Raw genomic sequence first — 23,134 nt, forward strand, 5'->3', positions numbered from 1 at the left:
GAAGATGAATGGTATTTATATTATGGAACAGCTGACAGTATGGTAGGTGTTGTTAAAACAGATAACGAGTAGAAAAAAAGATTTATGGGCCTAAGCAAAAAACTCCTAACCGGGGCAATAGTCTCGAGTTTAGGAGGCTTATTATTCGGTTTTGATACAGCAGTTATTTCTGGAGCTGAACAGGGATTAAAGGAATTTTTCAATCTTAATGCAATATCCCATGGATTTACCAATTCGATAGCTTTAATAGGGACGATAATAGGAGCTATTTTTGCTTTTATTCCGGCCCAGTATTGGGGAAGGAAAAAATCTTTATTGATTATTGGTGCATTTTTTGGGTTATCTGCCTTAGGTTGCGCTTTTACCAGTAGTTGGGAACTATTTTTGTTTTATAGATTTCTAGGTGGCCTAGGGGTTGGAGCATCTTCGGTTATAGCACCAATGTATATTTCAGAAATTTCCCCCTCATCTCATAGAGGAAGGTTAGTTGGGTTATTTCAGTTTAGTATAGTATTTGGAATTCTATTAGCTTTTATATCTAATTATTTTTTAAAAATCCAAATTTCGGTTGATGCCTGGAGATGGATGCTGGGGGTTGAAGCTGTTCCAGCTTTATTTTTCTTTATTCTTACATTTTTTATTCCAAAAAGTCCACGTTGGCTTATTATTAAAGGAAGTGGAGAAGAAGGTCTAAAAACTCTTAGGGAGCTAGGAGATCTTAAAGCAAATGAGACATTTGAAAAGATTAAAGGGTCTTTAAATAAGGATAAGGTAAAAGAAAGTCTATTTCAGAAAAAATATTTCAAGCCAATTTTACTCGTCTTTTTAATGGCAACCTTTAATCAATTCTCAGGGATTAATGCAATTATGTATTATGCTCCAAGGATATTTGAAATGTCGGGAATAGCCGAGGACAGTGCATTTTTGCAGGCGGCATCTGTAGGGTTTGTTAATATGGTTTTTACCATTTTTGCAATGACTCTAATTGATAAAATAGGACGTAAGAAGCTAATGCTATGGGGTTCTATTGGTATGATAATAAGTTTAGTTTTTAGTACCTTTTTTCTTAACCAGCCTGAAATAGGTAAAGGTTTATTGATCATTCCAATCTTGGTATTTATTGCAAGTTTTGCTTTTTCTCAGGGAGCTGTAATTTGGGTATTTATTTCCGAGATTTTCCCAAATAAGGTAAGAGCTTCTGGCCAGTCTTTTGGGACTTTCATTCATTGGTTTTGGGCAGCTGCCTTAACTTGGTTATTCCCAATAGTTGCAAGTTTACCTAATGGAGGTAGTTATGCTTTTGGCTTTTTTGCAGTGGCAATGGTGTTTCAACTAATTTTTGTAATAAAACTATTCCCTGAAACTAAAGGTAAATCACTAGAAGAAGAAATATAAGATTAAAAGTGAAATTTTTCATTAAAAGATGGTTGTAGAGTATTGCTTAGTTCAAGACATAGTAGACCTCCCGGTAAAAATGTAAAATTCCACGAGTAAATTTAAAGTTTAATTTTACTTCCCGGAATTTAATCTGAGTTGATTAAACAATAAAGCCGACCGACCTATGATTTCTGAAATGGCGTAAGCATTTAGCGCCCCCATACTACTTCCCATCACTTCGTTGAATTCTGTATTCGGGAATTCCTTTAGGATAAGATCGGGCTGGAAATGTTTATCTGAATAATCTATATCAGGAGCGAAAACCTGGCCGTATTCTTCCAGGACTTCTCTTTTTTCGTCACTTAATTTACTATTGAGTCCGTGTAGGTAAAGTATTTTCATTTTATAAAGTTAAAGCTTCGAAACAAATAAAAGAAGAGAAGGCGACAATTAATGTCGTTCGTGTAATTATATGTTTTAAAAAAAGTTTAACGATTGTAAACACTCTATTTACTTAGCATCTTCCTAAATTATACTTTTAGAATTAAACGTTAGTTACGACTACATTTTTCTTCCTTTTTTCAATATCTAATCAAAAGATCATTATAGCTCTTCGGTATTGGATCATTAGGCCAGGTTACAAGACTTAATGCTAAAAATTTGTTACCGGGAAAGATACTAGCCATTCAACATTAAACTCATTTTTAAACCAACAATATCTTATTATTATGAAAAACATGGATAATCCAGAAAACCTGGCCCAGTGTCCTTTTAGAGGAACAAGGGTTGGCGGAGCGATAGGTAAATCGCCGCAATTAGATGACTGGTGGCCAAACCGATTACAGGTAGAATTGCTTCACCAGGAACAACCCGTTGCAAACCCTTTAAGCGACGAAAATTATAAAGAGGCTTTCAATAAAATTGATCTTCAGCAACTCAAGAAAGAAATAAAGGCAATGCTAGTCGATTCCAAAGACTGGTGGCCGGCAGATTATAATAACTATGGCCCTCAAATGATTCGTATGGCCTGGCACTCAGCCGGGACTTATCGTATTGCAGATGGTCGTGGGGGTGCAGGCCAGGCGATGATGCGTTTTGGTCCACTTAATTCCTGGTGGGACAATGGAAATATCGATAAATCTCGAAGGCTGCTTTGGCCTATTAAACAAAAATATGGAGCTTCTCTATCCTGGGCAGATCTTATTGTACTTACCGGAAACTGTGCTTTGGAGATCATGAATTTCCCAACATTCGGTTTTGGAGGTGGGCGTCGTGATGCCTGGGAACCCGATCGCAGTACTTATTGGGGACCTGAATTCTGGAATGGTAAACCCTTTAAAGAATCTAAAGTAGGTGAATATTACGACGGGCATCCGGAACAAATGGTAAGCCAGAATTTAAGATGGAAGGGAGAACCTTCAGATCCAGATCGTGATATGGAAAATCCGTTAGCGGCCACTCACCAGGCTCTGATCTATGTAAACCCTGAAGGTCCAGGAGGTAATGGCGAACCTATGGATTCTGCAATGGCTATACGCGAATCTTTTAAACGAATGGCGATGGATGATGAGGAAACCGTTGCATTGATTGCGGGTGGACATGCCTTCGGAAAAAGTCACGGTAAGGTAAATGCAGAAAAAATAGGCCCGGCACCAGAGGTGGCACCTTTGCAGGCAATGGGAATGGGCTGGCAAAATCCTGAAGGAACAGGTTTTGGAAAGTATACCATGACTAATGGGATTGAAGGCTCCTGGACGCCAGATCCTACAAACTGGGATAATAATTACCTGATCAACCTTTTCAAATTTGAATGGGAAAAAACTGAAAGTCCTGCCGGAGCGGTTCAATGGATCCCTAAAGATCCAGATGCGCCAAAAACGCCAGATGCTCACGAAGAAGGAAAGATGAACGATTTAATGATGATGACCTCGGATCTCGCTCTAAAAGTAGATCCAGCATATCGTGAAATCTGCGAAAAATTTCTAAACGATTTTGAGTATTTCACCGATGCGTTTTCAAAAGCCTGGTACAAATTAACCCATAGAGACATGGGACCAAAAGATCGTTACCTGGGGCCAGAAGTTCCTCAGGAAGATTTGATCTGGCAGGATCCGGTACCAAAAAGAGATTTCGATCTTATTGAGGAAGCAGAAATTGCTAGCTTGAAACAAAACATTCTGGACAGTGGCCTGTCGGTTTCTGCCCTGGTTTCAGCTGCCTGGTCTTCCGCGGCTATTTACCGTGATTCAGATAAACGTGGTGGTGCCAATGGTGCTCGTATCGCTTTGGAGCCACAAAATAACTGGGATCTAAACAGACCTGATGAACTCAATAGAGTTCTGACAACCCTGAGATCTATCAAAGATGAATTCAACGGGAACCAGTCTGAAAATAAAAAGGTTTCCCTGGCAGACCTTGTAGTACTAGGAGGTTGCGCAGCTATCGAAAAGGCTGCTAAAGATGGCGGCTTTAGTGTACATGTACCCTTTACTCCAGGCCGTACAGATGCCACGCCGGAGCAGACCGATGTGGAAAGTTTTGACTGGCTGAAACCGGTTTCAGATGGTTTTAAAAATTACCATAACGATAAAGTGGGATATCACTTACCTGCTGAAAGAATCTTCCTGGACCGAGCACAGCTACTTACGCTAAATGCACCGGAATGGACGGTTCTAACTGCTGGACTTAGAGTTCTGGATCAAAATTTTGATCACTCTAAACACGGGGTTTTCACAGATCGTCCAGGAACTTTAAGCAACGATTTCTTTAAGGTAATTTTAAGTATGGATTACGAATGGGTCCCACAAGATGAAAAAGAAATGTTTTTTGATATTAAGCATCGAGAGACCGGAAATATTAAATATACGGCGACCCGTTGTGACCTGATTTTTGGATCTAATGCTCAGCTGCGAAATATTGCTGAAGTATACGGTGCTGAAGATGGAAGAGCACGATTTATAAAAGATTTTGTGAAAGCATGGGATAAAGTGATGATGCTAGATAGATACGACGTTAAAGACGATTAATCGTCATTTGACTTATATTCAAAGCCTGATATTATCAATGATACTATCAGGCTTTTTTACGTTGGGTTTTAAAACTCCATTCCACTTCGCCCAGATCTATTTTATTAATATAATTCATCTCCAGGTAAGTATAAATATTAGGTACTCCTACGTGAAGAGTGAGGTCGAAACCTCCCAGGGTTTCTTCTTCCAACATGGTTCTACCACCATAATTGATCTCCTCTTGAATATGTTGATACTGTTCTTCGGAAAGTGTTATTTCTAATTTTCTCATCACCGTTGTTTAGAAGTACCAAAATAAGTCAGCCAGGCGTCAAAATATGACGCCTTTAGGAGAATTATCATATTTTTCAATTCATAAATTGAAAGGTGGGAGGAGACTCAAATATATTCTAAGGAAAACTAGGGTAATTTTGGTCGCTCTGGTTTTACGTATGTTGTTGCCTCTTCAATCTCTTCGTGACTTACATCAAAACTGAAATTTTCTTTATCTGCCAGCTTTATACAAAGCCTCGCGTGTTCATAGATCTTTTGTGAGCTACAATTAGGATAATATTTTTGTAGGGCAATTTTTCGTAATTCAAAAATGTCCTTTTTTTCCAATGTTAGTTTGTCAAGGTAATACTCGGTATGTTGCCAGCTGAAGTAATCTTCATCATAACCGGGCTCATTATTTTCTATTTTTTTAAATTGCTTAAAAGGAAACTCGTCTACTTCATAATTTTTTGCAACACAGTAATCGAAAATTAATTCTCTCATAATGTTTTCCTGCAATTCTATATCGGTTAGATCATTTAGGCCTTTTTCTTCAGCTTGAATAATGTTAGCGGAAATTATCTCAATTTTAGATTTTACTTCTTCAAATTTCATTTCTTTAGATGAATTCAGGTTATGAACCTCTTGAAAGACCTTATAAGTTAGATTTGTTATTTCGCGGGAATCGTCCATTTTCTAAAAATTGAATTTCACCTGATAGGAGGGAATAGAGTTATTTTTGAAGCTAATTTACCAGGCTTAAACGGGATATTATTACGGCTTTCCGTAATGTTTTAATTTACTTTTCTCAGGTCCAACTGGATAGTATACTTCAGGTCTATAATGAGCCTGACCATCTGTAATCAAAATATAATATCAGTAACTTAGCCTGATTAGAATCTATAGAATTTGAGAATAATACTTTGATGTTTATCCTCACCAGTTACACAAAAGAAAAAGCAGGAAAAGGAATTCTTTTTCTTAGTTTATTAATAAAGCCTATTTGACAACTGAACCTAAATTTTATAAGTATTGAATAGAATTACTTTCCTATTAATAATAGCACTGTTCTTCCAGAGTGTTCTTGTTGCTCAGATAAAGATATCTTCCTGGAACTTACAGAATTTCGGTAAAACCAAATCACAAGCAGAGATCGCCTTTGTGGCGGGTACTTTGAAGGATTTTGATATAATTGCCATTCAAGAAGTAGTGGCGGGCTACGGAGGACCTCAGGCAATAGCGAGGCTTGTTGATGCCCTAAACAGGAAAGGCGCGAAATGGGATTATATGATTAGCGATCCTACCGAGAGTACTCCATATGCCACCGAACGTTATGCCTACATTTGGAAAACCTCTAAAGTTAAAGAAGTTAGGCGTGGTTGGCTAGACCAGAATTATTTGCACCAAATAGATCGCGAACCTTTTATTTCGGAATTTGATTATAAGGATAAGATTTTTACTCTTGTTAATTTCCATGCAATTCCACAAAAAAAACAACCTGAGACCGAAATTAAATTTTTCAAGTTTTTTCCTGAGAAATATCCTGATAAGAACCTGATCTTTTTAGGAGATTTTAATATTCCGGAACGTCATACGGTATTTAATCCTCTCAAAAAGCTTGGGTACAAACCGGTTCTGGAAAACCAAAAGACCACAATGAAAATGAAATGTGTGGGAGAAGAATGCCTGGCATCTGAATTTGATAATATTTTTTATAATTCAAGAAAGCTAAAAGTGCTGAATACCGGAGTAGTACATTTTTACAGAAGTTTTCCTGATATGGTTTCTGCCAGAAGAATATCAGATCATATTCCTGTATGGGCGGAGTTCGATATTGAAAGGGGAGAAGGAGAAACTAAAGATGGTTTGATGATGGGAAATTAAGATTCATTCTTAGTGCAAATTTCACAACCATCCGAAAGTTGAAAAATAAAATAGCCTGAGAATCCCTTATTTTTGTTTTGGACAAAAAAAATAATTTTTATGGGACTCTTCAGGCGCACTAAAAATACAAACAAACCTCTTCTTCGACAAATAATTGACCTATGTCCTCGCTGGATGCTCACGCGTTGTGCCGATGAGCACAATGGCGACAAGGGGTGCAGCAGATATAAGACCTACGATCAATTCGTTGCCCAAACTTTCGGACAGCTGAATAAATGCTACACTCTTAGTGACATTTCCACTGGTATCGGGGTCAGCGAAACATTTATTTCGGATTTGGGTCTTGAGCAGAGCCCAGCGCGTTCTACCATGAGCGATGGCAACAAAAAGAGGAGTTATAAAGTCTTCGAGAGCTTATATTACCGGTTGTTAGGGCACTATGGCCGACTATTGTCGAAGCACGGACAGTCTCATATAATCAAGGAAATCAAAGACCGTGACATAAAATTGATCGACAGCACCACGATCAGTCTATGTCTGTCCATGTTCGATTGGGCAAAGTTTCGGACAGCTAAAGGAGGTATAAAAATACATACCTGCTGGGACGATGCCATGATGATCCCCGATATGGTCAATATAACAGAGGCAAAGCTCCATGACAGCAAAGGACTGGCCCAATCCGTTTTCCGAAAGGGAACGGTCATCGTGGAGGACAGGGCGTACTTCGATTTTCTGTTGATGCGCCAGAGGATCGCGGCAGAAAATGTTTTTGTCACTCGCATCAAGATCAATACGGTCTATCAAACCTTGGAAGAACTGGAGCTCCCCGAAGGTAGCGATCAGGATATCCTAAAAGACGAGATCATCGTTTTACCAAGCAAGAAGGCCGTGGAAACAGGCATTGCGGAACACCCTCTCCGGTTGGTGCACGTTTATAAGCAGGACGAGAACAAAGTGATAGAAATAATCACCAACAACTTGGATTGGAGCGCCAGGACCATCGCGGACCTTTATAAAAAACGATGGGATATTGAACTTTTTTTTAAGGCGATAAAACAGAACCTCCAAATAAAGACCTTCCTTGGAACCAGTGAGAACGCCGTAAAATCACAAATATACATCGCGCTCATAACCTATTTGCTGCTCCAGATAATTGTGAGGACAATAGCCAAAAAAGAACATGCATTTTCCAATTTCGTGGAAAAGATCAGGATCTGTCTATGTTTTTATCTTACCCTCGATTATGCCTGCAATACCGTAGGAGAAGGGGCGAAAAGAATAAGGGGTCAGACCAAACTCCACTATAGGGTAGATCCAGACTTATTTTCTCCCATTAGCCCTAATTGAAGCCTGAAAATAGGGGTGGCCGAAGGTTTTAGGTTTAAAGTCAAAAACTTTCGGATGAGTGTGTGCAAATTTGAAATAATTATATTTAAATTTATTTGATTTCATTTGTTTTTCTCAAATGTTAAACCTTGTTAAAGGTGCCTAATTCGGTGCTAGCAAAAATCGACCCCTTGGGAAGGCCTGTAAAATAAGGGGTTCAGAAATTGGTTCGAGTCTCGTCCAGACCGCATAAGAAGAAAAGTTCTAAGAAATTAGGACATTTTTTTGCCTTATAATGAAGTCATGTTGCTCAATTTAATGAGGATCAAGCATGACTGTTGGGGATTACGCAAAAAATTGTGGTTAATCTACAGAAAAAAATCTTCATTTTCCTCTATTATAATTATTCCAAATCCAGTATTTTACCTTTTACTTCAGTTAGATAACTACGGCCAATTACGTAAAGAGACCCATTTATTTCCACACTATTACCTTCTACGGCATCAACTTTCTCTATTGCAATGGTATAAGAACGATGAATTCTTAAAAATTTGTTTTTAGGTAAACTATCTGTAAAGCTACTCAAGGTCTGGTGCACGATATATTTACCCGAATGTGTGATGATTTTGATATAATCTTTTAAACTCTCTACTACCAGGATGTCATCAAGGTAAATTTTCTTCATTTTCTTTTTGTCCACTTTCACAAAAAGATGCTCTTTGTCATTGGACTGATTGAACTGTAGACGTTTAATTTTATCTATCGCTTTTAAAAAGCGGGGAAAAGAAATAGGCTTTACCAAATAATCGAGTACATCCAGCTCGTAACCTTTTACCGCATATTCCTGGTGGGCAGTGGTTATTATTACAGCCGGTTTTCTTTCTAAGGTATTGAGGAAACTAAATCCATCTAAAATAGGCATATCGATATCCAGGAAAATAACATCTGAAGAATTATCTCTCAGAAATTCAAGAGCCTCAACAGCATTGTGAAAACTCGCCTGAATTTTCACATCCTTAATTTGTGAAAGATGATTCTTTATAACATTTACAGCCAAAGGCTCATCATCAATAATAACACAGCGTATACTCATTTAGACTTTAATTTTAATGCCACGATAAAACTCTCGTTTTTGGTATATATATCCAGGTTATAATCATTTTCGGAATAGCCCAGTGCAAGGCGTTTTTTTACATTTTCTATACCTATTCCCCCGCATTCCTTTTTGATTCTGTTATCTATTCTTTTGTCTGGTAAAGTATTACTTACGGCAAAGTAAATGTTTTCCTCTTTGACCTCCAATTTAATAGAAATACAAACATCCCCAATGTTTTTATTAGCCCCATGTTTAAAAGCATTTTCAATAAATGGAATAAATAACATAGGAGGAATTTTTTTTCCTTCGATATTTCCGGTAACCTCCATATTTATTTTTACTTGCTCCCCATACCTAATTCGTTCCAGATCCAGGTAATTTTGAATACAGAGTATTTCCTTATCGAGGGGTTGTTGGTTATCTTTAGTTTCATACAGCAAGTAACGCATAAGTTCAGAAAGTTTTAGAACTGTTTCCGAAGCTTTTTTTGATTGCTCAAGGCTTAGAGAGTAAATATTATTTAAGGTATTGAAAAAGAAATGAGGCGATATTTGTGAGCGTAAGAAACGCAATTCCGTTTGAAGTTGCTCTTTTTCCAACCGCGCCGCACGTTTGCTTGCACTAAGCCAGTCTAAAGTTATCTTTATCGCAGTTACAAAAGAAATCACATAAAATTCTCCCAACATCATAGTAAGGGCATAATTGAAAGTGAATTGAGAAGTAGCCTCAGGACCTTCCGGCCATACATTATTACTTACAAGGAATAGAGTGAGGTAGAATTTAACAACTACCATAATAAAAATAGATACTATTAAAATGAAAGAAAAACTTATAAAATGGCGTTTAAATATAAATTTTGGAATTAAAAAATAAATGCTGAAATAGCACAAAATCATATGTATAGGAAACCCGATCAAGTTACCTTTAAGTGATAAAAGAAAATCATCGTAATAACTTCCCCAGCGCAGGGTATTAAAAAGAAAATAGGCTAACCAAAAAATAAAATGGTGCCAGGCAGTAATTTTAAATTCGCCTTGGTTTTGAATAGAAAAACCGTTTAAAAATTGTTTTCTGGTAAGCATTTTTGAAATTTTTTAGCTGTTCAGCCTTTGTGAATAGTCGTTGGTCTAAATTTCTTTTTTATGAAGCTGAATATATAAATATTTAGCATATAAGTTAAAAAAATGTTTACGTGATCTTAAATAAACGATTTCAAGCCCCTGGAAATTTAGTAGTATGTTTTTTGCTTTTAGCTTTTGTTTCTTGTACACAAACCAAACAGCAAGAAGAGACTGACCAAAATGAAAATTTAACTACCTATGTAGATCCTTTTATAGGAACGGGAGGGCATGGCCACACCTATCCCGGAGCAGCCCAACCCTTTGGGATGTTTCAACCCAGCCCAGATAATGGGAGAAGCGGTTGGGACTGGTGTTCGGGTTATCATATTTCAAGCGATACCATCGCCGGGTTTAGTCAATTACACCTAAGCGGTACCGGAATTGGTGATTTAGCCGATTTGCTTTTTATGCCGGTTACCCAGGAAATTGATCTTAGTCAGAAAGTAAATTCCCAAAGAGACATTCCCTATGCTTCAGAGTTTAAACACGATTCTGAAACTGCAATTCCCGGGTTTTACAGTGTTTTCCTCGATAAACCTCAAGTAAAAGTCGAGCTCACCACCTTGGATAGGACTGCATATCATAAGTATGAATTTAAGGAAGAAAGTAAGCAAGCCGTGATTCTTGATTTGGGGTTTGCCATTAACTGGGATCAACCTACAGAAACGGCAATAGATCTTGAAAATAAAACCACTATTAGCGGTTACAGGCACAGTACCGGCTGGGCAAATAACCAGAAAGTATTTTTCGTTGCGGAATTTTCAAAACCAATAATTGAGCATCGATTTTTTCAGAATTATCAATTGGTTAAAGGCAAACAAATTTCCGATGAAAAAACTTCAGCACAGTTCTATTTCGATAAGGATTCCGGTCAGGAAATTAAAATGAAGATTGCAGTTTCATCGGTAAGTGTAGAAAATGCCAGGCAAAATTTAGCTAAAGGAGATTTCGAGTTTGAAAAGATTAAAGAAAAAGCAATTCAGAATTGGGAAGAGGAACTTTCTGGGATAAAAGTAAAAACTCCCCGGGATTCTTTAAAAACAATTTTTTATACAGCCCTTTACCACACTAAACTTTCGCCGGTTATTTTTAGCGATAGTAATGGGGAATTCAGAAAAGAGAATGATAGTATCGTAAAAGCTGATTATACGGCATACTCCACGCTTTCACTTTGGGATACCTTTAGGGCACAGCAACCACTGCTAACCTTGACCAATCCAGATAAAGTTACCGACATCATTAAATCAATGCTAGAATATTACAAGCTTGAAAAATCACTTCCGGTTTGGACCCTCTATGGAAATGAAACCAATACCATGACCGGCTACCATTCTATCCCGGTAATAGTAGAAGCTTATTTTAAAGGTATAAAAGGTTTTGATCCTATGGAAGCCTTTGAAGCGATGAAAACTACAATGATGCAGGATGATCGTGGTTTGGATGCTTATAAAGAACACGGCTTTATTCCTTATGATGCCGGTGATGAATCAGTAACCATAACCCTGGAATATGCCTATAACGATTGGTGTGTAGCGCAAATGGCAAAAGCTCTTGGAAAAGATGAAGATTACCAGTATTTTTCAAATCGAGCTAAAGCTTATGAAAAGGTTTTTGACAAGGAAACCGGTTTTATGCGCGGAAGAAAAAGCGCAGAAAATTCCTGGAACGAACCTTTTGATCCAAAGCATTCTAACCATCGTGTAAATACCGATTACACCGAAGGGAATGCCTGGCAACATAGTTGGTTCGTACTTCACGAGCCGGAAGAACTTATAGTTTTGCAGGGTGGGGCAGAAGCCTTTAATGAAAAACTGGAACAACTTTTTACTGAAAGTTCGGAAATAACGGGAGACCATATTTCTGCAGACATAACCGGCCTAATTGGTCAATATGCCCACGGAAATGAGCCAAGCCATCATATTGCTTATTTGTTCAATAAATCAGGAAAACCATGGAGAACACAATATTGGGTTCGGGAGATTTTAAAAACCCAGTATAGTACTAAGCCAGATGGTCTTAGCGGAAATGAAGACGCGGGACAAATGTCGGCCTGGTATGTTTTTAGTAGTATGGGCCTATATCCTTTTAATCCGGCTTCAGCAACTTACGAAATTGGCAGTCCAATCTTCGAAGAGTCGGAGATCCGTTTGAAAGATGGGAAAACTTTTCGCATAAAGGCTCAAAATGTTTCCGATGAAAATATCTATATACAATCGGCCAGCCTAAATGGTGAAGCGTTTAATCAAACCAATATTTCCCATGAAAGTATTCTAGCAGGGGGAGAGCTCATTTTTAAGATGGGTGATGAACCTAATAAAGAATGGGGTACTAACAATAGCATCAAGAACTAATGGCATTTTGGGATGTATTTATAATTATTATATACGTGGCCGTTACTCTTGGCCTTGGTATTTATGTTTCCCGCAGAGCGTCTAAAGGGCTTGACTCCTATTTCTTAGGGGGTAAAAGTATAAAATGGTACTATTTAGGTCTTAGTAACGGCTCGGGCATGTTCGATGTTTCTGGAACGGCCTGGATGGTAGGTATTTTATTTCTCTACGGAGTTAAAAGCTTTATGTTTATGTGGATGTGGCCCATCTGGAACCAGATTTTTGTCATGATGTTTCTTGCGGTATGGATTCGTCGTTCGGGTGTTATGACGGGTTCTGAATGGATTCTTACTCGTTTTGGCGACGACAGGGCAGGAAGGGCTTCCCACCTAATTGTTGCAATCTTTGCCGTAATAGCCGCCATAGGTTTTATAGCTTATTTTTTTGAAGGTGTCGGGAAGTTTATGACGGTAATTTTACCGTGGAGCCTGGATTTGTTTATGGGCGATTTCTTGCTATTGACTTCTGAACAATCTTACGCGTTAATCATTATTTTTCTTACTACAATTTATACCATTAAAGGTGGTATGTTTTCGGTAGTAGCGACAGAAGTTCTGCAATATGTTATTATGGTTTTAGCAGGAATTTTGATTGCCGGCTATACTTTTTTTGTAATAACTGATGTAGAAATTAATACGGCCATACCCGAAGAGTGGAGAAATATTGCTTTTGGAAAAGAACTCGAAGGTTTTTGGAGTGGGAAAAAGGATGTTTTTAATGAACTTATTGATAATGAAGGATATAAGATGTTTGGAGCTTTTATCGGGATGACCCTGTTTAAAGGCTTCTTCGCAAGTGTTGCAGGACCTACGCCCAGTTATGATATGCAACGTATCCTTTCTACCCGAACTGTGAGAGATGCCGCTTATATGAGCGGATTCACAAACTTGGTGCTTTTTATTCCGAGGTATTTACTAGTGGGCGGAATCGTGGTCCTGGGGCTTGTTTTTCTTGCTCCCGAAATTGCTGCACTGGAAAATTTAAATGGAGGTGATATGGAATTGGTCTTACCTCAGGTTATTAATTATGAAGTTCCTGTTGGGATTAAAGGCCTATTACTGGCAGGGCTTCTGGCTGCTTTTATGTCAACTTTTTCCGCCTTTGTAAATTCCGGGCCCGCTTATATTGTAAATGATATTTATAAAAAATATTTTAAGCCAGCAGCTACCGACAAACATTATATACGTGCCAGCCATATTTCTTCATTTTTGGTGGTTGTACTTGGCGTAATAATGGGCTTTTTTGCCGATTCAATTAATTCTATTACCCTGTGGATTACCAGTGCTCTTTATGGAGGATATATTGCTGCAAATTTTTTAAAATGGGTATGGTGGCGATTTAACGGCTGGGGTTATTTTTGGGGAATGCTCTCCGGTTTAATAATCGCTACCCTTCAATTTGTGGTAGATAAGAATAAAGAATATTATACGGAAGGTAGCTGGCTCTTTGAGATCGCTGGAACACCTGCAATTTATCTGTTCCCTGTAATTTTTGGCTTTTCCTTATTGGGATGTATTCTTGGTACCTGGTTAACTCCTGCCACAAACAGAACAACGCTGAAAGCGTTTTATAAAAATGTACGACCCTGGGGGTTGTGGAAGCCGGTTCGTAAAATGATGGAGCAGGATGGGGATCCTGTAGAGAAGAATAAGGACTTCGGCATAGACATGTTTAATTGTGCAATAGGTATACTTTGGCAATCCAGTATGATATTGATGCCAATTTACCTTGTGGTGCGCGACTATTATCAGGTTTTGGTTTGGTTAACTATATTTATTATAACCACGGTAGTTTTAAAATTTACCTGGTTGGATAAAGTAAAACATTATAAAGATTAATATGGAGAATTTAAAAAATATCCCTTGGCAGGAAAAACCGGAAAATTGTAATACGGTAATGTGGCGTTATTCAGAAAACCCAATTATAGACCGTTATGCAATTCCTTCCTCGAACAGTATTTTTAACAGTGCAGTGGTACCTTTTGAAGATGGATATGCCGGTGTATTTAGGTGCGACAATAAAGCTGTGCAAATGAATATTTTCGCCGGTTTTAGTAAAAACGGGATTGATTGGGATATAAATCACGAACCTATAAGTTTTAAGGAGGGAAATACTCAAATGATAGAGTCCGATTACAAGTATGATCCGAGGGTGGTTTTTATAGAAGATCGCTACTGGATTACCTGGTGCAATGGTTATCACGGACCAACCATAGGTATAGGCTATACTTTTGATTTTAAGGAATTTTTTCAGTGTGAAAATGCATTTTTGCCTTTTAACCGAAACGGGGTATTGTTTCCAAAAAAAATTAAAGGAAAATATGCAATGTTAAGCAGGCCTAGTGATAATGGCCATACACCATTTGGGGACATTTACATTAGCTACAGTCCTGATATGAAATACTGGGGTGAGCACCGATGTGTGATGAAAGTTGCTCCGTTTGAACAAAGTGCCTGGCAATGTACCAAAATTGGTGCCGGACCAATTCCGATTTTAACCGATGAAGGCTGGCTGGTATTCTATCATGGAGTAATTGCTACGTGTAACGGTTTTAGGTATTCAATTGGAGCTTCTATTTTAGATGAAAATGAACCCGATAAAGTAAAATACCGTTCGCAACCTTATTTAATGGCTCCTGCCGAATTATATGAACTTACAGGAGATGTACCTAATGTAATTTTTCCTTGTGCCGCGGTACATTCAGAAAAAGAAGATAAATTAGCCCTTTATTATGGCGCTGCCGATACGGTAACCGCAATGGCTTTCGGAAGGCTTAGCGAGATTATTGAATTTGTAAAAAACAACAGCTTATGAGACGATATCTACTTTTGTTTGTAATATGCAGCCTCTTTTTTCAGCTTCAAATATATGCTCAAGGTGAAAAAACTCCGCGTGCTTATGTAGCCCATAAAACTTCAGAGAAAATAATTATTGATGGAAGAGCTCAGGAGGCAGCCTGGAAAAGCGCTCCTAAAAGTCAGGATTTCATAGATATTGAAGGAAAAAAAATACCTACCTATCAAACCAATATGAAAATGCTTTGGGATGAGGACTACCTATACTTTTATGCCAAAATGGAAGAGCCGCATATTTGGGCAACTTTGAAACAGCGTGACACCGTAATCTTCTATAATAATGATTTTGAAATCTTTATTGACCCTGATGGTGATACTCATAATTATTATGAGTTTGAAATGAATGCCCTGAATACCGTTTGGGATTTATTTATTGTAAAGCCTTACCGGGAACCTGCACCAATTGTTGATAGTTGGGATATCCAAGGCTTGAAATCTGAAGTTTTTATAGAAGGCACGTTAAATGATTCTTCTGATGAAGATAAATCTTGGAGTGTTGAAGTAGCGATTCCCTGGGAGGTTTTAAAAGAAGCTAATACGCATAATGAGATTCCAGAGGGGGAATTCTGGCGAATCAACTTTTCCCGTGTGAATTGGGATTTTGATTTGGATAATGGCACCTATTCCCGGGCAAAAGATGAAAAGGGCGAATTTAAGCATGAATATAATTGGGTGTGGTCACCACAGGGTGTTATTAATATGCATGAGCCCGAACACTGGGGTTATGTTTATTTCTCAGAGAAAGCTCCTGGGCAAGAAGAAGAATTCAATATTCCAATTGATGAGAACATAAAATGGGAATTATACAGGCTTTATCGGGCTCAGAAAGCTTATAAAGAGAAAAATGGAAATTGGGCAAAGAAACTATCCGCTATTAATGGGGAATCTATTAATGTTGAAGGAAAAAAACTTCAGCCTAAATTAGAAGTCCACAAGACAGGCTGGAATATTTGGGTGAAAAGTCCTTTTACCGACGATAGACTTCTAATTAAAGAAGATGGCGATTTTATAAAACAAAAAAAATAACCGGTGTAAATTAAAAAAAAATGAAGTATATCTATTATTTATTATTGGCCTTTGTAGTTACAGCTTGTGGAAATTCTTCTGCTGAAAACGATTTAGCTACAACAGAAAAAACAGAGGAAAAACCCACTCCTTCAAATAAAGACTTTAAGTATTGGACCTGGATAACGGCCAGCCCTGAAAAATCGGACGAAGAATATTCAGCTGAATTCAAGAAATATAAAGAACACGGGATAGAAGCGGTTTTAATCAATACTGAAGCTGACGCTCAATTGCTTTCAGAATTAGCTCCTCTTGCTACAGAGGAAGGTTTAGAAGTACACGCATGGATGTTTACCGTAAACCGCCCGGGTGATAAGGAAGCTGAAAAACACCCGGAATGGTATGCAGTGAGTAGAGATGGTAAATCAACTTATGACGAGCCTCCATATGTAGGTTACTACAAATGGCTTTGTCCAACTCGTGAAGAATCTAAAAACCATATTTTAAGTTTGGTAGAAGGTTTAGCAAAAGTAGAAGGAGTAGAAAGTGTACACCTGGATTACATCAGGTATTCAGATATTTTTCTTCCTATCGGTTTACTGCCCAAATATGGTTTAGAACAAAACGAAGAACTTCCCGAATTCGACTTTTGCTATTGCCAGGTGTGTACAGCTGAATTTGAAAAAGAACATCATAAAAATCCGAATGATTTTGATAATCCGGCTATCGATATGGAATGGAAGCAATTCCGTCTGAATAAAGTAAAGGCAATTGTTGATGAAGCGTATGAAATAGCCCATGATAATGGAAAATATTTAACGGCTGCTGTTTTTCCATACCCAGAAATGGCCGATCATATGGTTCGCCAGCGTTGGGATAAATGGAATGTAGATATGGTTTTACCAATGATTTATCAAAATTTTTATAACGAAGAAATAGATTGGATTGGCTTTGCTACAGGACAGGGTGTAAAAGATTTGAAAGGAACAAATACCGAATTACACACAGGAATTTACCTGCCCGCAATGGATGGGGAAGAACTAAAAAGGGCTATTAATTATGCCCGTGAAAACGGAGCAAAAGGAGCAGCATTTTTTGATGGCGGTGCATTCACCGAAGAACATTTCGAAGCATTAAAAAATGCAAAAGAGAATTTCTAAAAGAAGAATAATGTATAGATTAAAAAAATACTGGACTCTATCCGGTAAACCCGGCTCAGGGAACTTATATGCTTGGTGCACCCTTATTCGAATGGGCTGAAATCAACCTGGAAAACGGGAAAATATTCCATATAAAAACTTCAAATTTCGCAAAGGAAAATCAATTTGTAGCAAGCGTAACTTTAAACGGTGAAGTCCTGGACCGAACTTTTATTACTCACGAAGAGATTATGAGTGGAGGGGAGCTGATTTTTGAAATGACAAATGAACCGGTAAACACCAACTTGAAATCTCCTGAACCTAATAAGATATATTAATATGAAATTGGTGAAAATTCTTCTGTTTTTTTTTGTGGGAATATTGATAAGCTGTGGTGAAAAAGAAAATCCATCTTTCACTAAGGAAGATCTAGTCTTGATCCCGGAACCAAAATTACTGGAAGTAAACAAAGGAAGTTTTAGGATAAATAGGGAGACCAAATTGATAATTCCTGTAGATAGTTTAAAACCACTTACCAATATTTTAAATGACTTATTTGAGAAATCGGCTGGATTTAAAATGTCTGTTTCCGAAGAATCTCCTGAAAATAATTTTATTCAGCTGCAAGAAGACTCAGAATTAGGAGAAGAGGCTTATAAGCTTTCGGCGACTACAGATCGGGTGATTTTAGAGGCAAATTCCAGACTGGGATTTGTGTATGGTTTGGAAACCATAAGACAGTTACTACCCAAAGAAATAGAAAGCGCTTCAAAAATTTCAAACATAGACTGGCTAATTCCTAATGTTGAAATTAAAGATGAGCCCCAATATTCTTACCGGGGCAATATGCTGGATGTTTCCCGTCATTTCTTTGAAAAGGATTATATCAAAAAGCATATTGACCGTATGGCTTTTTTAAAATTGAACACCTTGCATTTTCATTTGGTAGATGATCAGGGATGGAGGATTGAAATTAAAAAATATCCGAAATTAACCCAAGTTGGTGGTTTTAGGGTAGATCAGGAAGATAAACACTGGAATGCGAGAACCGAAAATGAACCAGAAGAAGAAGCAACTTTTGGCGGTTTTTATACCCAGGAAGATATTAAAGAAATTATGGCCTACGCCCGGGAAAAAGGAATTCGAATAATTCCTGAAATAGAAATGCCGGCGCATGTGATGAGTGCAATAGCAGCTTACCCCTGGCTTTCCTGTACAGAAGAACCTATAGCAGTACCATCTGGCGGTGTATGGCCAATTACAGAAATTTATTGCGCAGGAAAAGAATCTACTTTCGAATTTTTAGAAGACGTGCTTACCGAAGTAATGGAATTATTTCCTGGGAAATATATTCATGTGGGTGGTGATGAGGCTACCAAAACAAATTGGGAAAGCTGTCCTGATTGTCAGCGTAGGATAAGGGAAGAGGGCCTTGCCAACGAACACGAGCTGCAAAGCTATTTTATGAAACGTATCGAAAAGTTTCTAAATAAAAATGGAAGGACCTTAATTGGATGGGACGAAATTTTGGAAGGTGGCCTGCCGGAAGAAGCAACCGTGATGAGCTGGCGCGGATTTGAAGGTGGCTGGGAAGCTTCAAAACAAGGTCATGATGTGATTATGACACCTACAAGTCATTTGTATTTTGACTATTACCAGGGAAGTCCAGACCATGAGCCTGTGGCATTTAATGCATTTACCCCGCTGCATCGGGTTTATGAATTTAGACCTGTCTTAGATTCCATGACGGTAGAGCAGAAGAAACATGTTCTTGGAGGGCAGGCAAACTTATGGTCAGAATATGTGCCAAATGAAGAACATTCTGAATATATGCTCTTTCCAAGACTTGCTGCGCTTTCTGAGGTGGTTTGGACCCCGGAAAACAAATTGAATTGGGAAGATTTTTCTGTTAGAATTCAGAAAATGATGGAGCGTTTTGATATTATGGGAATTAATTATGCAAGAAGTGCTTATGCTATTCAACCAGATTCAGAAATTAATCTTGAAACAGGGGAAATTACCACTGCACTTAAAGCTGAATTTCCTAATGTAGAAATTAGATATGCCAGGGGGGATTCAGAATTAAGCGAAAATTCTGCCATTTATAAAGAACCGATTAAAATAGAATCAAGTTCTTGTTTAAAAGCCGCTGTTTTTAAAAATGGTGAAATTATGGGTCCCATTATGGATAATGATTTCCAATTTCATAAGGCGGCAGCAAAACCGGTTACTTATAAATACCCATATAATGATAATTATAAAGGAGGAGAAGAAACGGGACTTGTAGATGTACTAAGAGGAAGTAAATATTTTAAGGATGGCCGCTGGCAGGGATGGATTAATAATCCTGCAGTTATTACGATAAATCTTGAGAAACCAACGCAACTTAGTGAGGTGGTAGTTGGCAGTCTTGAAGAGCAGGGAACCGGCATTTATTTTCCACAAAAAATTAAAGTAGAAATTTCTGAAGACGGAAAAACTTTTGAAAAAGTTGGAGAAATAACACGTGAATTTCAGAATAATTCAAGTGCGAAAATTGAGAATTTTAGTGTTGAATTTGATACACAAAATAATATAGAATTTGTTCGGGTAACTGTCGAGCCTCTGGAGAATAATCCAAAAGGCGGCGGATCATGGTTATTTTTAGATGAAATTCAGGTAAAATAGAAAATATGGGATCAGTGTTAAAAGTTGTTTTTTCAGGATTATTGATTTTAGTTTCATTGAAAATAACTGCGCAGGATTTTGATCCTGTAAATTATGTAAATCCGTTTATCGGCACTTCAAATTACGGGGCGACAAACCCAGGTGCTATTGCTCCAAGGGGGATGGCAAGTGTTTCGCCTTTTAATGTTGCGGGAAGAATTGACCTTAACCCTTTAGAAAAAGACAGCCAGTGGTTGTCTAATCCTTATGTGTATGAAAATACTTTTTTAACCGGATTCAGCCATGTAAATATGAGCGGTGTGGGATGTCCAGACCTGGGGGTTATCATCAGCATGCCTACCACAGGAGCATTAGAAACGAATCACGTAAAATACGGTAGCACTTATTCTGAAGAAACAGCAAAAGCCGGATACTATTCGACAAATTTGAATAAATATGATGTGAAAGTTGAAGCGACCGCCAGCACCAGAACAGGGGTTACACGGTATTCGTTTCCGGCAGGAAAATCCAACATTTTATTGAATTTAGGTTTGGGCTTAACCAACGAGCAGGGTGCTATGGCGCATGTAGTTTCCCCTACCGAGATCGAAGGGATGCGAATGATAGGAAGCTTCTGTTATAATAATGCTAAAGCAGCTTATCCGGTTTATTTTGTTGCAAAATTTTCTAAACCTGCTGATAATTTTGGGGTCTGGAAAACACCTTATAAATATGAAGGAGAAGAAGCGCAATGGATGACTTACAATGGCAAAACCCGTATTAAGGAGGGATTTTCGCGAGAAGTAGTTGGGGACAGCATTGGAGCCTACATGACTTACGATTTTAGTGAGCCACAACAAGTGGAAGTTAAGATTGGAGTTTCTTATGTAAGCATGGAAAATGCGAGGGAAAACTTAGAAAAAGAAGTAGGAGATTCAACTTTTGAAGAAGTATATGCGCAAACAAAGGAAGAATGGAAAAAGAAATTGCGGGTTGTAGAGGTTGAAGGGGGCACTGAAGATGAAAAAACCATTTTCTATACCGCTTTATATCATACTCAGATTCATCCTAATATATTGAATGACGTTAATGGTGAATACCCTGAAGTCGCTACAGGAAAAATTGGCAAAACCGAAGGGACACGATATACCACTTTTTCCCTTTGGGATACTTATAGAAATTATCATCAATTAATGAGTTTGCTTTATCCACGGGAGCAAATAGAGATGGTGAAATCTATGCTTGAAATGTACGATGAGAACGGTTGGTTACCAAAATGGGAGTTAAATTCAACTGAAACATTTACTATGGTTGGTGATCCTGCGGCAATTGTTTTAGCTGATACCTATTTACGGGGACTTACTGATTTTAATGTGGATAAAGCTTATAAGGCCATGCTAAAAAGTGCTACTCAGATTGAAGAAAATCCTCTACGGCCCGGCCTTGAAGAATATTTAAAAAATGGCTATGTAAGTGTAGATATGGGAGTGCCCGGTCCTGTTTCTGTTACCCAAGAATATAATGCTGCTGATTATGCAATTGCATTATTGGCGAAAGAGTTAGGGAAAAAAGAAGATCATGAAGTATTTAAAGAACGATCGATTTCTTATAGAAAGCTATATAATTCAGATTCAAAGTTTCTTCAACCTAAACATATAAACGGAAACTGGCTGGAAGGTTTTGATCCTTTGGCCGGTGCAAATTTCACCAAAAATCCTGGATTTATTGAGGGCAATGCCTGGCAATATCTTTTTATGCTTTCGCACGATGCAGAGGGATTAATGCAACGAATGGGTGGAAAAGTGGCTTACGAGAAGAAATTGGATGCTGTTTTTAATGAAGGACAATTTGATATGGCAAACGAACCCGATTTTGCTTATCCATACCTGTATAATTTTATTCCCGGAAGTGAGCATAAAGCTCAAAAAAGGGTCCAAGAGTTATTAAAAGGATATTATAAAAATAGTCCCGATGGTTTGCCGGGCAATGACGATACTGGTACGATGAGTGCCTGGGCAGTATATAGTATGATGGGTTTTTATCCACTAGTGCCAGCTGAACCTACTTACTCCTTAACGGCACCAATTTTTGATAAAATTGATATTAAATTAAATACAGATTTCTATCCCCGGGAACGCCTTTTAATAAGAAAACAAGAAGCTTCTATGAATAAGGAAGGCGGAGAAATATTTCTTGATAATAATCCAATTAATACCTTCTTTATTAACCATGATGCTTTAATTAACGCTAATGAACTATTATTTATTGAAGAATAGGAGTAAAACACTACACATATGCACTGAAATTATTCATTAATCTATTTTATAACAAGGGAAATGTTACCAACGGAACAATTCCCAGAAGATTAACTTACATGACTTCAGAACAATCAACTAATGCGGAAAATTACAATGTGGCTATCCAATCTTAGGGACCAGATTTACTAACCACTAGAATATGGTGAGATGTTGAACAATAAAATTACAAAGATGACTGCTCTTATATAAGGCCCTGGAAGAGTAAAATCCAGAATAATAAAGGAATAAAGGATGGTGGTTTTTAAATAAAGGACTGTCTTATTAAAAACGAAAATTTTATCTAGAATGATAGAATTTATAAGGCTAAAGCCTAAACAAGAAATTAAATGTATTAGTTAGGGGAGTGTTAGCTCAACTCTGTCTGCTTCTTCTCCCGGGGGTACCCCCGGGAGAAGAAAATTTTAGTTTTTCGTTTCATTGGTGGCTAAGTCCAACTCTAGCCGACCTTCAAATTTAATAGCTAATTGTTGAACTACCAAACCCCAGTTCTGCAGTGGGGCGTTCCATTTCTTTTCAATTCTTCTGGTAGCTAGGTAAACCAGCTTCAATAGTGCCATATCATTGGTAAAAGCGCCTTTGGTCTTGGTTACTTTTCTTACCTGCCGGTGAAAAGCCTCTACGGCATTTGTGGTGTATATGAGTTGGGAGTGTTAGCTCAACTCTGTCTGCTTCTTCTCCCGGGGGTACCCCCGGGAG

16 protein-coding genes and 2 pseudogenes are annotated in these 23,134 nt (G+C 37.9%); 12 read left to right on the top strand and 6 right to left on the bottom strand.

Going from position 1 to position 23,134, the window contains the following annotated elements; genetic code table 11:
* The first annotated feature begins 84 nt into the window (after window positions 1-84).
* Complete coding sequence (locus B5488_RS01040) at window positions 85-1,395, top strand: sugar porter family MFS transporter (protein ID WP_079733416.1); 1,311 nt, start codon at window positions 85-87, stop codon at window positions 1,393-1,395.
* Between the two features lie 114 nt (window positions 1,396-1,509).
* On the opposite strand, the gene B5488_RS01045 is transcribed toward B5488_RS01040, so the two are convergent.
* Window positions 1,510-1,779 (bottom strand): alpha/beta hydrolase family protein, encoded by a 270-nt coding sequence (locus B5488_RS01045; protein WP_079733417.1) that lies wholly within the window; start codon window positions 1,777-1,779, stop codon window positions 1,510-1,512.
* 326 nt (window positions 1,780-2,105) lie between these two features.
* Here B5488_RS01045 and katG point away from each other — a divergent pair, with 326 nt between their 5' ends.
* Window positions 2,106-4,403: a catalase/peroxidase HPI gene (gene katG, locus B5488_RS01050; protein WP_079733418.1), complete on the top strand. Its 2,298-nt coding sequence runs from the start codon at window positions 2,106-2,108 to the stop codon at window positions 4,401-4,403.
* A gap of 46 nt (window positions 4,404-4,449) precedes the next feature.
* On the opposite strand, the gene B5488_RS01055 is transcribed toward katG, so the two are convergent.
* Complete coding sequence (locus B5488_RS01055; RefSeq protein ID WP_079733419.1) at window positions 4,450-4,677, bottom strand: hypothetical protein; 228 nt, start codon at window positions 4,675-4,677, stop codon at window positions 4,450-4,452.
* A 128-nt stretch (window positions 4,678-4,805) separates the two neighbouring features.
* A complete protein-coding gene (locus B5488_RS01060) occupies window positions 4,806-5,351 on the bottom strand; it encodes a hypothetical protein (protein WP_079733420.1) in 546 nt (181 codons plus the stop codon).
* Window positions 5,352-5,690: 339 nt separating this feature from the next.
* Between B5488_RS01060 and B5488_RS01065 the strand changes: the two genes are divergently transcribed.
* Both B5488_RS01065 and B5488_RS01070 read left to right on the top strand, forming a co-directional pair.
* Entirely contained in the window at window positions 5,691-6,542 is an 852-nt protein-coding gene (locus B5488_RS01065; protein WP_231919775.1) for an endonuclease/exonuclease/phosphatase family protein, read from the top strand.
* A gap of 99 nt (window positions 6,543-6,641) precedes the next feature.
* On the top strand, window positions 6,642-7,889 hold the full coding sequence (locus tag B5488_RS01070; RefSeq protein ID WP_079736478.1) for an IS4 family transposase: 1,248 nt from the start codon (window positions 6,642-6,644) through the stop codon (window positions 7,887-7,889).
* Between the two features lie 382 nt (window positions 7,890-8,271).
* Here B5488_RS01070 and B5488_RS01075 read toward each other — a convergent pair whose 3' ends face one another.
* On the bottom strand, window positions 8,272-8,961 hold the full coding sequence (locus B5488_RS01075) for a LytR/AlgR family response regulator transcription factor (protein WP_079733591.1): 690 nt from the start codon (window positions 8,959-8,961) through the stop codon (window positions 8,272-8,274).
* On the bottom strand, window positions 8,958-10,046 hold the full coding sequence (locus tag B5488_RS01080; protein WP_079733592.1) for a sensor histidine kinase: 1,089 nt from the start codon (window positions 10,044-10,046) through the stop codon (window positions 8,958-8,960). The genes B5488_RS01075 and B5488_RS01080 overlap by 4 nt, the downstream gene beginning before the upstream one ends.
* Window positions 10,047-10,207: 161 nt before the next feature.
* Between B5488_RS01080 and B5488_RS01085 the strand changes: the two genes are divergently transcribed.
* The 8 genes and pseudogenes from B5488_RS01085 to B5488_RS01120 all read left to right on the top strand — a co-directional run bounded on the left by B5488_RS01085 (window position 10,208) and on the right by B5488_RS01120 (window position 22,396).
* Window positions 10,208-12,436, top strand: coding sequence for a GH92 family glycosyl hydrolase (locus tag B5488_RS01085; RefSeq protein WP_106197169.1), 2,229 nt, complete (start codon window positions 10,208-10,210; stop codon window positions 12,434-12,436).
* A complete protein-coding gene (locus tag B5488_RS01090) occupies window positions 12,436-14,313 on the top strand; it encodes a sodium:solute symporter family protein (RefSeq protein ID WP_079733594.1) in 1,878 nt (625 codons plus the stop codon). The genes B5488_RS01085 and B5488_RS01090 overlap by 1 nt, the downstream gene beginning before the upstream one ends.
* A 1-nt stretch (window position 14,314) precedes the next feature.
* Entirely contained in the window at window positions 14,315-15,289 is a 975-nt protein-coding gene (locus B5488_RS01095) for a glycoside hydrolase family 130 protein (protein ID WP_079733595.1), read from the top strand.
* Complete coding sequence (locus tag B5488_RS01100) at window positions 15,286-16,356, top strand: carbohydrate-binding family 9-like protein (protein WP_079733596.1); 1,071 nt, start codon at window positions 15,286-15,288, stop codon at window positions 16,354-16,356. Before B5488_RS01095 ends, B5488_RS01100 begins: the two co-directional genes overlap by 4 nt.
* A 20-nt stretch (window positions 16,357-16,376) precedes the next feature.
* Complete coding sequence (locus B5488_RS01105) at window positions 16,377-17,495, top strand: glycoside hydrolase family 10 protein (RefSeq protein WP_079733597.1); 1,119 nt, start codon at window positions 16,377-16,379, stop codon at window positions 17,493-17,495.
* A gap of 41 nt (window positions 17,496-17,536) precedes the next feature.
* Window positions 17,537-17,812, top strand: a pseudogene (locus B5488_RS01110) (glycoside hydrolase domain-containing protein); the annotation flags it as partial.
* Window position 17,813: 1 nt separating this feature from the next.
* The gene (locus B5488_RS01115) at window positions 17,814-20,141 is read left to right on the top strand and encodes a glycoside hydrolase family 20 protein (RefSeq protein ID WP_079733599.1); all 2,328 of its coding nucleotides are present in this window, start codon (window positions 17,814-17,816) and stop codon (window positions 20,139-20,141) included.
* A 5-nt stretch (window positions 20,142-20,146) separates the two neighbouring features.
* Window positions 20,147-22,396: a GH92 family glycosyl hydrolase gene (locus B5488_RS01120; protein WP_079733600.1), complete on the top strand. Its 2,250-nt coding sequence runs from the start codon at window positions 20,147-20,149 to the stop codon at window positions 22,394-22,396.
* Window positions 22,397-22,839: 443 nt separating this feature from the next.
* Here the strand turns inward: B5488_RS01120 and B5488_RS17810 are convergent.
* Window positions 22,840-23,076, bottom strand: a pseudogene (locus B5488_RS17810) (transposase); the annotation flags it as partial.
* Window positions 23,077-23,134 lie beyond the last annotated feature (58 nt).

Source organism: Salegentibacter salegens (assembly GCF_900142975.1).
Classification (GTDB): Bacteria; Bacteroidota; Bacteroidia; order Flavobacteriales; family Flavobacteriaceae; genus Salegentibacter; species Salegentibacter salegens.

Excerpts from the sequence above, each read along its gene's own strand:
- B5488_RS01060 (WP_079733420.1), bottom strand. The coding sequence starts at position 5,351 with ATGGACGATTCCCGCGAAATAACAAATCTAACTTATAAGGTCTTTCAA.
- B5488_RS01045 (WP_079733417.1), bottom strand. The coding sequence starts at position 1,779 with ATGAAAATACTTTACCTACACGGACTCAATAGTAAATTAAGTGACGAA.
- B5488_RS01040 (WP_079733416.1), top strand. The coding sequence starts at position 85 with ATGGGCCTAAGCAAAAAACTCCTAACCGGGGCAATAGTCTCGAGTTTA.
- B5488_RS01075 (WP_079733591.1), bottom strand. The coding sequence starts at position 8,961 with ATGAGTATACGCTGTGTTATTATTGATGATGAGCCTTTGGCTGTAAAT.
- B5488_RS01090 (WP_079733594.1), top strand. The coding sequence starts at position 12,436 with ATGGCATTTTGGGATGTATTTATAATTATTATATACGTGGCCGTTACT.
- B5488_RS01120 (WP_079733600.1), top strand. The coding sequence starts at position 20,147 with ATGGGATCAGTGTTAAAAGTTGTTTTTTCAGGATTATTGATTTTAGTT.
- B5488_RS01100 (WP_079733596.1), top strand. The coding sequence starts at position 15,286 with ATGAGACGATATCTACTTTTGTTTGTAATATGCAGCCTCTTTTTTCAG.
- B5488_RS01055 (WP_079733419.1), bottom strand. The coding sequence starts at position 4,677 with ATGAGAAAATTAGAAATAACACTTTCCGAAGAACAGTATCAACATATT.
- B5488_RS01115 (WP_079733599.1), top strand. The coding sequence starts at position 17,814 with ATGAAATTGGTGAAAATTCTTCTGTTTTTTTTTGTGGGAATATTGATA.
- B5488_RS01105 (WP_079733597.1), top strand. The coding sequence starts at position 16,377 with ATGAAGTATATCTATTATTTATTATTGGCCTTTGTAGTTACAGCTTGT.
- B5488_RS01095 (WP_079733595.1), top strand. The coding sequence starts at position 14,315 with ATGGAGAATTTAAAAAATATCCCTTGGCAGGAAAAACCGGAAAATTGT.
- katG (WP_079733418.1), top strand. The coding sequence starts at position 2,106 with ATGAAAAACATGGATAATCCAGAAAACCTGGCCCAGTGTCCTTTTAGA.
- B5488_RS01080 (WP_079733592.1), bottom strand. The coding sequence starts at position 10,046 with ATGCTTACCAGAAAACAATTTTTAAACGGTTTTTCTATTCAAAACCAA.
- B5488_RS01070 (WP_079736478.1), top strand. The coding sequence starts at position 6,642 with ATGGGACTCTTCAGGCGCACTAAAAATACAAACAAACCTCTTCTTCGA.